General features: G+C 50.7%; 14 protein-coding genes and 2 pseudogenes. All 16 read right to left on the bottom strand.

Annotation, left to right across the window (positions count from 1 at the left end; all coding sequences use genetic code 11):
• Positions 1-22: 22 nt before the first annotated feature.
• The 16 genes and pseudogenes from A2F46_RS02795 to A2F46_RS02720 all read right to left on the bottom strand — a co-directional run bounded on the left by A2F46_RS02795 (position 23) and on the right by A2F46_RS02720 (position 12,578).
• Positions 23-487 carry a thioesterase family protein gene (locus tag A2F46_RS02795; RefSeq protein ID WP_066566295.1) on the bottom strand — a complete coding sequence of 155 codons (465 nt, stop codon included), beginning with the start codon at positions 485-487 and terminating at the stop codon, positions 23-25.
• Positions 465-1,415 carry a glycosyl transferase family 2 gene (locus tag A2F46_RS02790; RefSeq protein WP_066566294.1) on the bottom strand — a complete coding sequence of 317 codons (951 nt, stop codon included), beginning with the start codon at positions 1,413-1,415 and terminating at the stop codon, positions 465-467. The genes A2F46_RS02795 and A2F46_RS02790 overlap by 23 nt, the downstream gene beginning before the upstream one ends.
• Positions 1,412-2,134 carry a glycosyltransferase family 2 protein gene (locus A2F46_RS02785; protein ID WP_066566292.1) on the bottom strand — a complete coding sequence of 241 codons (723 nt, stop codon included), beginning with the start codon at positions 2,132-2,134 and terminating at the stop codon, positions 1,412-1,414. Before A2F46_RS02785 ends, A2F46_RS02790 begins: the two co-directional genes overlap by 4 nt.
• Entirely contained in the window at positions 2,131-3,837 is a 1,707-nt protein-coding gene (locus A2F46_RS02780) for an AMP-binding protein (RefSeq protein WP_066566289.1), read from the bottom strand. The genes A2F46_RS02785 and A2F46_RS02780 overlap by 4 nt, the downstream gene beginning before the upstream one ends.
• On the bottom strand, positions 3,830-4,372 hold the full coding sequence (locus A2F46_RS02775) for a hypothetical protein (protein ID WP_066566288.1): 543 nt from the start codon (positions 4,370-4,372) through the stop codon (positions 3,830-3,832). Before A2F46_RS02775 ends, A2F46_RS02780 begins: the two co-directional genes overlap by 8 nt.
• A gap of 1 nt (position 4,373) precedes the next feature.
• A complete protein-coding gene (locus A2F46_RS02770; RefSeq protein WP_066566286.1) occupies positions 4,374-4,637 on the bottom strand; it encodes an acyl carrier protein in 264 nt (87 codons plus the stop codon).
• Between the two features lie 24 nt (positions 4,638-4,661).
• A complete protein-coding gene (locus A2F46_RS02765; RefSeq protein ID WP_066566283.1) occupies positions 4,662-4,931 on the bottom strand; it encodes a phosphopantetheine-binding protein in 270 nt (89 codons plus the stop codon).
• Positions 4,928-5,712, bottom strand: a pseudogene (locus tag A2F46_RS02760) (lysophospholipid acyltransferase family protein). The gene A2F46_RS02765 and the pseudogene A2F46_RS02760 overlap by 4 nt, the downstream one beginning before the upstream one ends.
• On the bottom strand, positions 5,694-6,437 hold the full coding sequence (locus A2F46_RS02755; RefSeq protein ID WP_197457534.1) for a beta-ketoacyl synthase chain length factor: 744 nt from the start codon (positions 6,435-6,437) through the stop codon (positions 5,694-5,696). Before A2F46_RS02755 ends, A2F46_RS02760 begins: the two are co-directional and overlap by 19 nt.
• Positions 6,438-6,493: 56 nt before the next feature.
• The gene (gene dxs / locus A2F46_RS02750; RefSeq protein WP_066566278.1) at positions 6,494-8,392 is read right to left on the bottom strand and encodes a 1-deoxy-D-xylulose-5-phosphate synthase; all 1,899 of its coding nucleotides are present in this window, start codon (positions 8,390-8,392) and stop codon (positions 6,494-6,496) included.
• Positions 8,393-8,559: 167 nt separating this feature from the next.
• The gene (gene rlmH, locus A2F46_RS02745; RefSeq protein ID WP_066566277.1) at positions 8,560-9,030 is read right to left on the bottom strand and encodes a 23S rRNA (pseudouridine(1915)-N(3))-methyltransferase RlmH; all 471 of its coding nucleotides are present in this window, start codon (positions 9,028-9,030) and stop codon (positions 8,560-8,562) included.
• A complete protein-coding gene (locus tag A2F46_RS02740) occupies positions 9,027-9,473 on the bottom strand; it encodes a GNAT family N-acetyltransferase (RefSeq protein WP_066566276.1) in 447 nt (148 codons plus the stop codon). The genes rlmH and A2F46_RS02740 overlap by 4 nt, the downstream gene beginning before the upstream one ends.
• A gap of 15 nt (positions 9,474-9,488) precedes the next feature.
• Complete coding sequence (gene rsfS / locus A2F46_RS02735; RefSeq protein ID WP_066566275.1) at positions 9,489-9,878, bottom strand: ribosome silencing factor; 390 nt, start codon at positions 9,876-9,878, stop codon at positions 9,489-9,491.
• Between the two features lie 50 nt (positions 9,879-9,928).
• A pseudogene (gene nadD / locus A2F46_RS02730) lies at positions 9,929-10,572 on the bottom strand (nicotinate-nucleotide adenylyltransferase).
• A complete protein-coding gene (locus tag A2F46_RS02725; protein ID WP_066566273.1) occupies positions 10,569-11,141 on the bottom strand; it encodes a carbonic anhydrase in 573 nt (190 codons plus the stop codon). Before A2F46_RS02725 ends, nadD begins: the two are co-directional and overlap by 4 nt.
• A gap of 123 nt (positions 11,142-11,264) precedes the next feature.
• Positions 11,265-12,578, bottom strand: coding sequence for an NCS2 family permease (locus A2F46_RS02720; protein ID WP_066566269.1), 1,314 nt, complete (start codon positions 12,576-12,578; stop codon positions 11,265-11,267).
• Positions 12,579-12,713 lie beyond the last annotated feature (135 nt).

The following is a 12,713-nucleotide window of genomic DNA, read 5'->3' as shown; positions in this document are numbered from 1 at the left end:
ATCTCCGCCTGCCCCAATCCTTTCAGGCAGCCTGATGCAAATAGTCCCGCACGGCATTTTGCCAAGAAGCCGGTGTTTGTATTTGCGTTTCCCGCGTCGCCATAGCCACCGCCACTTGCGTGGTACTGCCTAGCGTTAAGCGCGTATCCTCGTGTGCATCTCTAATTTCATAGTCCAACTTTAAATACGTTTCAAACTCCACCAACTTCACCACCACGCGCAAAAGTTGACCAAACTGTGCTGGGCGCACATATTTCAACTGCAAATGCACCACTGGCCATGCATAGCCTTCTTTGCGCATGACATTGTAATCGTAATTCAAAGCCGTTAAAAAGGCGCAGCGGGCTTCTTCCAAATATTTCACATAATGCCCATGCCAAACAATCTCCATACTGTCCACATCAAAGAAAGGCACTCGAATTTCAGTGGCAAATTCACAAAACACTGGCTGTTTTTTTTGCGCGTCAAAGGGTTGTTTTTGAGCCATCGTCATTCCAGAAATCATAGAAATTAAACCATTGCAGCGGCACTCGGGCGCATTCTGTTGCCAGCACATTGGCAAACCGCTGCGCCAATGCGGCCACCACGGTGCTGCGCGTATGCCGTTGCCATTGAGGCGCAGCGGCAAAACGGCGCAAATGCAAATGATAATGCCCTTGCTGTCGATGACAAAAAACCGTTATCAAGGGTGCGCGCAATAGCCCCGCCATCAGCCAAGGGCCTTGCGGAAACTCAGCCACATCCCCTAAAAAAGATGCAGAAACGGTTTTTTCACCACGTACTGGCACGCGATCAGCAGCAATCGCTAGCCACTCTCCCCTCGCCAAACGGCGTTGTAAATCCAACATGAGCGTGGCATCCAAGTCCGTTACCTGAATTAAATTCATGCCATCTGCACCCGCAGATTGCATGGCTTGATTAAAGGCTCGGGCATGAGCACTGTAGACCAACACATTGAGCACAAATTTCGGATGATGATTAACCAAAGCCCGACAGATTTCCACATTGCCCAGATGACTACACACCAAAATGGCGCCCGCTTGCTGCTGCTGTGCACTCAACTGGATGTCTTCATACACCCCATCGGCATCATCCACGCGCAAATCAGCATAATGAATCGCATTTTGCCATACCGCAAAGCGATCGGTAATGGCGTGTGCGAATGCCAAAAATTGCCGCCATACCGGCAATGTACGAGGCAAAACCACGAGGGGAAATGTTTGCCGTAAGCGCCGCTGATAGGCCCGAATATGCTGCCGCTGCGTGGGTGACGTGATGAAAAAATACGCCACCACCACACGCGCGCACACAGCCAACAACCAAGATGGACTGTGCTTGACCAACCAGGCCGTTAATTGAAGAAAAAAAGCACTACCGCGTTCCTGCTGGCGTGCCCAATGCTGCGGTGACATCATCGTGACCCATGCCTTATCCAACGCCACACCATGATAAAAAACAGACGTGCGTGCATCTTGGCAATCAAGAAGTTATCTCGCCATGCCTGAAAATGAGAGACTCCGTCTGCTGCATAGCGCACGGGTGTGGGCAACCACAGCAAAGGCACGCGTGCCCACACCAGCCGCACCAAAATATCCGCATCGAAATCCATGCGATTGCCCATTTTGGCGTGCGCCAATACGGGCATCACAGCGGCCAAAGAATACACTCGAAAGCCACACATCCCATCACGAATCGCGCGGCTACCGGTATTCACCCATACCCAAAAATTGGTCAATTGACGGCCATACAGGCGCGCCTTTGGCGCATCGTCGCCGTATATCGGCTCGGCACACACCACGGCTTCTGGCTGCGACTTGGCAGCAGCCACCAAGCTCAGCGCATCACTCAATTGATGCTGGGCATCGGCATCGACTTGCAACACATGGCTATAACCCTGATCAAAGGCTGCCTGAAGCCCATCTTTGACCGCAGCACCCTTGCCCCCATTGTGGGCACGCCACACGATCTGAACCTGCGCATCGGCTTCAGCCACTGCGTGCAGCACCGCTTTGGCTGTCTCATCCGAACCATCATCCACCACCAGCACAGGCCAGCCATGCGATCGCATCTCGCCAACCACATACGCAATAGTCTGCGGGTGGTTGTAATGAGGAATCACCACCAATAATTTCACGGCTTGGGCCCCTCGCACAAAACCACCCGACCACTGGCACAGACGGCTTCAGGCGTATGCAGCTGAAACCGCAATTTATTTTTTTCAGGCAGCCATTGCAGTGTTAATACCACTTCATCAGCGGGTCGCAAAAAATGCTGATATTTCAAATTTTCCACCCCTTGCACCTGCACCGTTTGCCCTGTCACCGCTTGCCAAGCATCTATTACCCATTGCAACTCCACCACACCAGGCACCAATGGAAACGCATCAAAATGGCCACTGAAATAAATTAAATCCAGCGGCACCACTGATTGCAAGGTCCAAGTATGACCTTCGCATGCTTGCTGAGTCCAACACATATTTTTCGGTCGCGGCTGCCACAATACGGTTAATGCCTCACTCGATAATTTGCCTTGGGCATTGCGCGGCAGCTGGGTAGTAAATCGCCAATAGCGTGGAATTGCCACACGGTCGATATGACGCCCTAGGTCGTGTTTCAGCTTGGCCACCAAAGCTTTTCGGCCATGTTCTCGGTATGCTGCGACACCCACCTCATTCAACGCAACCCACGCGCCCAGACGAGGGTAATTGGGATGCGGGGCGCAAACGACATCAGCCACTCCTGCTTGCGTCATCAACTGCTGTTCAATCTGAGCCAAGGAAACTCGCTTATCGGCAACTTTAACAATGCGGTCACACCGACCCACTAAATCAAAAAATGCACCATCACATTGAATGACATCACCCGTAGCCTGTCTGCCACCACTCCATTCAGACTGCGCACTCAGTTGCCCCATTTCATCAACCTGCGCATCGACCCCAGTCAAAAATTGCCATGCTTGATGTTGATGGCGTCGTCGCCATGCCAATACACCCGTTTCCGTACTGCCATAAATTTCTTGAACAGCAGGCAACCCCGCATCAGAGACTGCCTGTGCCAGATCAGGCAACAGCATGCCACCAGCACAAATAAATTGGGTTTGGCGCATACCCCTCTTGTCCTGGGCATGGGCTGCCCAAGCACGCAGCCAAGTGGGGCTGACCACGCCCAATGTGGCGGGATAGCTGGCCGACAATTGAGCCGCATCTTCCGGATAGCGCACAGTAGTTCGCCAAATCGGCCACCCTTGAATCAATGGCATAAAAATACGAAAAGTCAGACCATAAAGATGTTGTGGAGAAACACTGCCCCAGAGCGCACTCACTGTTTGGGGCCAAGGTAATGCGGCCAAAGCAGCCGCCTCCGCCAACATAGCCGACCATGGCTTAGACACCCATTTTGGGGCGCCAGTTGAGCCCGAAGTTTGCAGCACCAAAGCCACAGCGCCATCGATTGTCGAGCCTGAATCGGCAGCCAGTGTACGGGCTACACTGGCGGCATCAATATCCCACAGCCAACAAGGACGGTGCACATCGGCCATTAAGCTGTCACTCAGCCATACCCCGACCTGCTCATCAACGGCAACCCGATTGGCTGGAGTCAGCTGCCCAGGCAGCCATGCCTGTACGCGGGCGAAATTACATGCCAACAACGCCGCTGCCATCAGCGCCGCATCCTCAAACCACACAGCAGCATGTTCAATTTTAGCTTGGCGTAACTGCGCCGCCCAGGCAAACACAGTTGCCTGAAAATCAGCGCCAGACCAAGACGGTGCCAACGCCATATTTGGATGCAGCCAAGGATGTGGCCATGGGGCTAGGCAGCGCATGGATTCACTCATTAGTGTCTTTCAAAACAACCCAGTGGCGATACAGCCACTCTCCAGCCAGCAGAAGGCCCATGAGCAAATAAGCCACGACCCCCGTGTAAAAAGTCCACGCCGACCACGCTTGTGCACACACCAAGCCCCCACAAATAACTGCATTGAGGATGAAAAAGGCACACCATACTTGGGTTACTTTGCGCGTATAGACCACCGCCGCTAAGGGCAAATTTGGCTGGCGTAACCGTGCCAATCGTTCAATCACCGTTTGCTTGGCCCACAAGCTGCCGCCAAACACCAACAACATCAATAAACTTACCCCTACTGGATACCAATACATGGCTTGAGGCTGCCGCAACATGCACACGGCTGCAAAAAACAGTGCCACCACCAAAGCCATGAGGCGCGAACCCCAGGTGGGACTTTGCCAAGCCCGAAACAGCCACAACACCCCCATGCCCAGAGCCAGATAAACAAAAGCGCCATTGTCACGGCCCCAATACCATAAAAACGGATAGGCCATACTCAACAGCGCCAACACTATGCGCAACATGCTATTCAGCCGGCGGCGTTTGCTGCATTTTGTTCATAACCGCATCAACCACATCATCTATGGTACGCACGCTGCGGAAATCATCCGCCATCAGTTTATAGCCTGTATTGCGCTTGATGTAATCAATCAAGTCAATCGCATCAATACTGTCAATTTCCAGCTCTTCATACAAATTGGTTTGCGGATGAATGCGCTCAGGATCAATTTCAAACAACTCTTCTAATGCTTGAGTCAATAAACGAGCAACGGCTTCACGGTCGAGCATATTAGTCTCCTGTTGCAAAGCGATTTAACGCTGAGCCGATTGTTGACTGGCCACAAACTGCGCTAAAGTTTGCACGCTATAAAAATATGACCGCACACTGGCGCTGTCGTTATCCAGCGTAAAGCCAAATGCTTTCTGTACCGCCAATCCCAATTCCAGAGCATCGACAGAATCAAGTCCCAAGCCGTCATCACCGAATAAAGGCGCCATTGAGTCAATGTCATCAACGTCCATGTCTTCTAAACCCAAGCTATCAATAATCAATGCTTTGATTTGCTGTTCCAGCGCAGTCATATTCTGGTTTCCCGATTGAAATAGTCTTGTAAATAATTATTTAAACGACGAGAAGCAATGGGCAACGGTTTTTCAGCCAGCCATGCTTGTGGATCAATATCCTCACCCACCGTCAAATCATAACAAATTTTAACTTTCGGTATTTTATACCAAGCCTGTCCTTTTTTAAAATTGGGTGGCGTTTGCCGAATCACCACCGGCGTAATCACGTGGGCGCTGCGCAAACCCAGTGACACCGCGCTCGATGAAAATGCACTACCCCATCCCAACCCGTACGCGTGCCTTCGGGAAAGATTAACAATGACTGGCCACCCCCTAAAATACGGTGCACACGCTCCATCAACGCCTCTGATTCATCGTTGGGCACATAGCCACAAGCCAAAATCGGGCTTTTCATCACCGGATTGGACAACAATTCTTGCTTCACCACACAATTAATGGCGGGCACATAACCCACCATAAACAACACGTCTAACAAAGAAGGATGATTGGCCAAAATTAACTGCCCTGGGCGGCCTAAGCGTTCAAACCCATGCAATTCATATTGCAAAACCCCTGCTTTTTCCAAAAAACGCAAAAAAAAGCGCCATATCCACGCCACCAAACGACGGGCCTGCACTTGCCTGGATACCTGATTTGCAGTACCAACAACGGTATACGGCAACAGCACTAATTTAAAAACAATACCCGCCACCCCAAAAAACACAAACCCCAACAGCGTGCCCAGAAAACGGCGAACCCAATCCATTTTTTGCCGCCCCGTCATGGCTGCCAAGTCCATTGCCATTGTCGATTCGGATAATGATGCTCAAAAGAAATTGAAGTATCAGCGGGTGCCAATACCACTTGCCGAATCCAACTCAGCGCCCCCGCATAATTCAGGTTGCCTGAAAGTGCGGGCGCAGACTCAAAGCGCAAGGCGCACTGATTTCCGGCGCTCACCACACAGGCAAACGCATAGGCGAAAGGTGACCGCACCACACCCTTTATCTCATAATGCTCATCCAAAGGCTCATCCACAGCCAACACCAATACCCGAGATGCCCCCTCCTGCAGCAAGCAATAAGCTTCGACAAAAGCCATTTCAAAGCCATCATGATGAACACACAAGGCCGTATTTTCCGACATATCCTGACGCATCATCGACCATTGCCCAACCAAAGCATTGTGCACCGATAAAGCAAATGAAGTCGGCGACACCGTCTGCTCACGCAGCAATGACTGCCACAAATCAAAACTGCGATTGATCTCGCCATCATGGGAAACAAATACCACAGGACAAGGTGCTTGCGAATCCAAAAGTGGCCATGCGGCATCAAACATCAATCGCGCGGCATAACTCAACCGGCGCCGCTGCATCGCCGGCAAAAATGCCAATGTGGGCCGATAGGGTGCGCGCCCATCCAGCCACCCAGGTACTTGTGCCCATTGTTGCCAGTCGGCTTTATCGGCAATGCAAGCACCCGCTGCACGCCAATCCATGACGTTAAAATAAAATTCACTCATGTCCATAAAAAAGCTGACCTCATCAGCCAGCCTCCTTTTGTATCAACAATTTCAGTTCAACCCACATCAGTCTCACCGTGCGGCCACCAACCACGTATATGTGCGGCTATTTTCTGGGCACTCAAACCCAAATCATCTTTAATCTGATTGGGGTCACCATGTTCAGTCACAACATCCGGCACGCCCACCAGCAAAGTCGGGTTATGCAAATTATGCCGAGCCAATACTTCCAATACGGCACTGCCCGCCCCACCTTCAACAGCATTCTCTTCCAACACCACTAAATGAGCGTGCTGTTGCGCCAATCGCACAATCAGATCTTCATCAAGTGGTTTGACAAAACGCATATCGGCCACTGTGGCGTTCAAGTCATCAGCAACAGACAAAGCGGGTTGGACCATGCTGCCAAAGGCAATCAAAGCCAGCTTCACCCCTTCTCGTCTCAACACCCCACGTCCCACCGGCACAGCGGTCAAATCATCACCGGCAACCACACCCATTCCTGCACCGCGGGGATAACGCACTGCAGCAGGCTGATTGAGCTGATAACAAGTGGTCAGCAGCAACCGGCACTCTCGTTCATCACTGGGTGCAGCCACCACCAAATTGGGTACACAACGCAAGTAACTCAAATCATACACACCCGCATGTGTGGGCCCATCCGCCCCCACAATACCGGCACGATCGATAGCAAAAAGTACCGGTAAATTCTGCAAAGCCACATCGTGAATCAGTTGATCGTATGCGCGCTGTAAAAAAGTGGAATAGATGGCCACCACCGGCTTCATATCGCCACAGGCCAAGCCTGCAGCAAAAGTCACCGCATGCTGTTCGGCGATGCCCACATCAAAATAACGCTGCGGGAACTGTTGTTGAAATTCAACCAAGCCACTGCCTTCACGCATCGCCGGCGTAATTGCAATCAGCCGCTCATCATGAGTAGCCTGATCCAACAACCATTGCCCGAAAATTTGGGTATAGGTAGGCGCTGCGGGCTTGGTGCTTTTTTGTGGGCCAATTTTAGGGTCAAATACACCCACCGCATGAAACGCCACTGGATCATTCTCCGCCAGCTTATACCCTTGCCCTTTTTTGGTGATAATGTGCAGCAATTGCGGGCCTTTACGGGTGCGCATATCTTGTAGCACCGCCACCAGTTGCAACACATCATGTCCATCTATCGGACCCGTGTAGTCAAAACCAAAATTATCAAACAACGACAAAGCGGCTGGCGCATGGCGCTCTTCGATCAAATTTTTGATTTTGCTTTCCACTCGCTGAGCCACATCCAATGCACCCGGTACCATCGTGAGCATTTTTTCCGATTTCTGCTTGATGGATTTAACCAAATCCTTCATTTCACGCAGTGGATTTTTGGCCAGATACTTTGGTAGCGCCCCCACATTGGGTGAAATAGACATTTCATTGTCATTCAAAATAACCAATAAATTAATGTCCATATCGCCGGCGTTATTTAAGGCTTCAAATGCCTGTCCTGCCGTCATTGCACCATCCCCAATAATGGCCACACTGCGATTGGGCTTACCCTGCAACTGATCCGCCACAGCCATGCCCAATGCAGCGCCAATCGATGTTGAAGAATGACCCACACCAAAAGCGTCGTAAGTGGATTCAGCGCGCTTCGGAAAACCAGCGAGCCCGCCATATTGGCGCATGCTGTCCATGCGGTTTTTCCGCCCTGTCAGGATTTTGTGCGGATAGCTTTGGTGGCCCACATCCCACACCAGCTTATCTTCAGGAGTGTGGTAGACATAATGCAGTGCTACCGTTAATTCCACGGCACCAAGATTACTGGCAAAATGCCCCCCCGTTTTCCCCACGGATGCCAACAAAAATGCGCGCAACTCATCCGCCAATTGCGGCAACTGATTTTTATCTAAACGGCGTATGTCTTGCGGCAAGTCGATGGTATCGAGCAAGGGTGTCGGTGTCATGGTGTGGCTTTTCTTATGTGGGCGGTGTCGCCTTAAGTGATGACATTATAACAAGTTCAGTTTATTACGGGGGGACACCATTGCTGAGATAGAAAAGGCTGCCTGAAACCATTCAGACAGCCTGTATACCTCCATACTCAAGCAACATCACCTCGATGGCAAACGTACTACTCCCGATGATAGGGATGATGATGCAAAATCGACTGAGCTCGATACAATTGCTCAGTCAATAATACCCGCACCATGCCATGAGGCAAGGTGAGGCTAGACAACCGCATCATCATGTTGGCTCGCGCTTTCAGCGCCGCCGTCATACCATCTGCCCCGCCAATCACAAAGCAAACATGATCACCATTGCGCTGCCATTCATTCAAGCAATCAGCCAACGCCATGGATGTTGGTGCCTTACCATGCTCATCCAGCACCACCAAAAAATTTTTAGGCGGAATGGCCGCAATAATGCGTGCCTCTTCTGCAGCCATGCCCTGCTCTGCATTCACCCCCGATCCACGCTTTTCCGGCTTGATTTCCTTGAGTTGAAATTGGATCTCACGACCAAAGCGTTTGGCATAATCGGCAACCGCTTCATCTACCCAACGCGGCATCTTGGTACCCACCGCCAAAACTGTGATATTCATGCTTGCCTGTCTGCCCGATATTGGATGAAATCAGTGCGATCCGCCAACCGATCATAAAGTCGTTGCGCCACCACATTGCTTGCCTGCGTCATCCAATAAACGCGGCAACATTGGCGCACTTCGGCAAACGCATACACGCCTTCAATCAAACGGCGTCCAACTCCGCCTCCGCGTTGAGACTTGGCCACATATAGATCTTCCAAATAACAACTCAGGCGAGTATCCCAAGTATTGGGATGCAGCACAATGTGTGCAAAGCCACACAATGCATCGTCATCATCAAATGCACCCAGTGCCTGCATATTGGCCTCAGCACCAGTAAGCCGCTGCCACGTTTGTGTTGTAACCTCCGCGGTCAGTATTGCATGATAAAACTGCAAATAGCCCTGCCACAAAGGCAGCCAGTTGACATAATCATCAGCGTGTAGCGGGCGAATGGTCATGGTAGATCGCGGCTCTTAATCAGCAGCATGCCAAGGTTTGGCGGCACCGGTATGGAAAGAAGGTTTCTCGCCGCCCCACAATGCCTCGATATCATAATAATCGCGCACCGCCGGCTGCATCACGTGCACCACCAAGTCACCAGCATCCACCAACGCCCATTCACTGCTGTCCAAACCTTCCGAACTCAAAATTTCAAAACCAGCTTCTTTCAAATCCACTGCCACATTATTGGCCAGTGCTTTGACTTGACGTGTACTGTCACCGCTGGCGATGATCATGCGTGAAAACAATGATGTCTGCGCGGAGGTATCCAGCACAGTAATGTCTTTGCCTTTAATATCTTCTAACGCATTCACGGCCACGGCCACCATCTTATCCAAATCGGCTGCATACTGATCGGTCATGTTAAATTTTTATCCTTAATTATTAAATTTTTACAGGCTGCCTGAACGCATTATGCCTGATACAAATGGTTTTTGGCGATATAAGCAGCCACAGCGGCAGGCAACACCTCTTGCACACCAGCCCGACCATGCCCACATTGCGCCCGAATCTCAGTTGAACTAATCGGCCAATAAGGCGTTTGCAGTAAGTGTAAACGTCCACCATCGTGGCCTTGCGGCTGCCGCACTGCTTTGGCCAATGCTTCAGGCAACCATTGCTGTACCGCCGGCGCCACGGCAGCCAATCGCCCTTCACCGCGCGGCGCCACCGCAAAATTGGCTTGCTGCAACAAAGCCTGATAACGCTGCCACTGGTGAATGTGCAGCAGCGAGTCCATACCCATCAGCCACCACAATTGCGCCTGCGGATAGGCTTGACGAAAAATAGAAACAGTATCAAACGTATAAGTGGCGCCGATGCGTACCATGTCGCAATCTGAGGCAGCAAAACGCGGCTCATCGGCAATAGCCAATTCCACCATAGCCAAGCGCTGTGCCGCTGGCGTGCCAGTGGCTGGTCTTTGTGATACGGATCCCCAGCCGGAATAAAAATCACCACGTCCAACGCCAGTTCATCGGCGCAAGCACGCGCAATGTGCAAATGACCATTGTGTATCGGATCAAAAGTACCGCCAAACAAGCCCACGCGTTTCATTCAGCACGTTCCTGATTGCCATCAATCACTACCGTCAATTGACCAGTAGTGGGGTGAATCACCAAGCCGTGTACTTTGATGTTGGCGGGCATTAGCGGGTGTTTGCGTATCATGTTGACTGAGTGGCATACCGCGTCTTCGACACGAGAAAAACCTGTTAACCACTTATCCAAATCAATGCCCGCATTCTCTAGGACATCAATGCGCTCATCACTGATGCCTTTAGCGCGCATGCGGTTAAGCATATCTGGCGCATGTAAGCCTTGCATGCCGCAGTCGTAATGACCAATCACCATGATTTCGGTGACTTTCAATTCAAATACAGCCACCAGCAAAGAGCGCATCACCGACCCCCAAGGGTGGGTGACCAGAGCACCGGCATTTTTAATCAGTTTGGCATCACCATTTTTCAAACCCAGTGCCCGCGGCAATAAATCTAAGATGCGCGCATCCATGCAAGACACAATAGCCAACTGCTTTTCGGGGTATTTATCAGTAAAAAACTGCTCATATTCACCCGCCTCAACAAATTGATTATTGAAGTCTAAAATTTCATTCATCACTGACATGTGTGTGTTCCTTTTTGTTGTGGTGCGATTGCCACTGTTTTCCATTATACCAAGCCGTCCAAAAACATTCAGGCAGCCTGCATGTATGCTGCACAGGCTGCCTGAAAACCATCAAAGTTAAACTTAAGCGCCAATCCACGCAAATTTGGCGGCCCACAGCAATGCAATAATCCAAATCATATACGGCACTTCCTTGGCTTTACCGCAAAAGAGTTTGATGACCGCATAACTAATGAACCCCATGGCAATGCCATCGGCAATGGAATAGGCAAACGGCATAAAAATCGCCGTCATGAATGCCGGTGCTGCTTCGGTGATGTCATCCCAATCAATTTCGGCCAAGCCGCGAATCATCAATACGCCCACATACAACAAAGCGGGCGCAGTGGCATACGCAGGCACACTGGAAGCCAATGGCGAAAACCATAGGCTCAACAGCATCAGCACACCCACTACCACCGCAGTCAGCCCTGTTTTACCACCAGCAGACACACCAGCTGCCGATTCAATATATGCCGTTGTAGAAGAAGTACCCAACCCAGCACCAGCCACAATGGCGGTGGAGTCAGCAAACAAGGCTTTTTTCAGGCGCGGCAATTTACCGTCTACCAACAACCCAGCTCGGTGCGCCACGCCCACAAGGGTACCCGTACTATCAAACAAGTCGACGAAAAAAAATACGAAGATCACGCCCACCATACCAGCAGTGAATAAATCATGAAAATCCAATTGCATGAAAGTGGGTGCCAATGAAGGTACTGCACCATAAACCCCACGAAACTCATTGAAGCCCAATACCGAAGCCAAAATGGTTACCACCAAAATACTGATGATGATGGCGCCGCGAACACGATAGTGATTCAATACCACAATCATGAAAAAACCCAAAAAAGCCATCAGTGCTTGCGGGGCATGCAAATCACCCAAACCAACATAAGTGGCTGGATTGGCGACCACAATGCCTGCATTTTTCAAAGCAATCAAGGCCAGAAACAAGCCAATACCAGCGGTAATCGACAGTTTAAGCGACATCGGAATGGCATTAACAATGGCCTCACGCACTTTCCAAAAACTCAGTGCCACGAAAATTACACCGGAAACAAATACCGCCCCCAATGCAACTTGCCAAGGGATGCCCATGCCTTTGACAACCGCATAGGTGAAATAAGCATTCAGTCCCATGCCCGGAGCCAAAGCGATGGGGTAGTTGGCAATCAGGCCCATCATCATGCAACCAATAGCAGACGCAATACAGGTAGCCACGAACACAGCCCCAAAATCCATCCCCGCCTCATGCAGAATGGTGGGGTTCACCACGATAATATAGCTCATGGCCAAAAAAGTGGTGAGACCAGCCAAAACTTCGGTACGGACGCTGCTGCCGTTCTCTCTTATTTTAAAAAATCGATCCAAAAAGGACGAATCCGCTGCACTCATAACCGCTCCCTTGAATGTGTGTGCAAAATGACGAGTTATTATAAAGCGATTGTTTCAGTCATTACATTTTGTTTTGCAATGCAATAATGGCATCGCCGGAAACGCAAAAATCCCAGCCAATGGCTGGGATGCAAA

This window comes from Snodgrassella sp. CFCC 13594, from assembly GCF_001590725.1.
Lineage (GTDB): Bacteria > Pseudomonadota > Gammaproteobacteria > Burkholderiales > Neisseriaceae > Snodgrassella.
This window is presented reverse-complemented; position numbering and strand designations above follow the sequence as displayed.

Coding starts and splice junctions, on each gene's coding strand:
- A2F46_RS02795 (WP_066566295.1), bottom strand. CDS start 487: ATGGCTCAAAAACAACCCTTTGACGCGCAAAAAAAACAGCCAGTGTTT.
- A2F46_RS02790 (WP_066566294.1), bottom strand. CDS start 1,415: ATGATGTCACCGCAGCATTGGGCACGCCAGCAGGAACGCGGTAGTGCT.
- A2F46_RS02780 (WP_066566289.1), bottom strand. CDS start 3,837: ATGAGTGAATCCATGCGCTGCCTAGCCCCATGGCCACATCCTTGGCTG.
- A2F46_RS02775 (WP_066566288.1), bottom strand. CDS start 4,372: ATGTTGCGCATAGTGTTGGCGCTGTTGAGTATGGCCTATCCGTTTTTA.
- A2F46_RS02770 (WP_066566286.1), bottom strand. CDS start 4,637: ATGCTCGACCGTGAAGCCGTTGCTCGTTTATTGACTCAAGCATTAGAA.
- A2F46_RS02765 (WP_066566283.1), bottom strand. CDS start 4,931: ATGACTGCGCTGGAACAGCAAATCAAAGCATTGATTATTGATAGCTTG.
- A2F46_RS02755 (WP_197457534.1), bottom strand. CDS start 6,437: ATGAGTGAATTTTATTTTAACGTCATGGATTGGCGTGCAGCGGGTGCT.
- dxs (WP_066566278.1), bottom strand. CDS start 8,392: ATGACACCGACACCCTTGCTCGATACCATCGACTTGCCGCAAGACATA.
- rlmH (WP_066566277.1), bottom strand. CDS start 9,030: ATGAATATCACAGTTTTGGCGGTGGGTACCAAGATGCCGCGTTGGGTA.
- A2F46_RS02740 (WP_066566276.1), bottom strand. CDS start 9,473: ATGACCATTCGCCCGCTACACGCTGATGATTATGTCAACTGGCTGCCT.
- rsfS (WP_066566275.1), bottom strand. CDS start 9,878: ATGACCGATCAGTATGCAGCCGATTTGGATAAGATGGTGGCCGTGGCC.
- A2F46_RS02725 (WP_066566273.1), bottom strand. CDS start 11,141: ATGTCAGTGATGAATGAAATTTTAGACTTCAATAATCAATTTGTTGAG.
- A2F46_RS02720 (WP_066566269.1), bottom strand. CDS start 12,578: ATGAGTGCAGCGGATTCGTCCTTTTTGGATCGATTTTTTAAAATAAGA.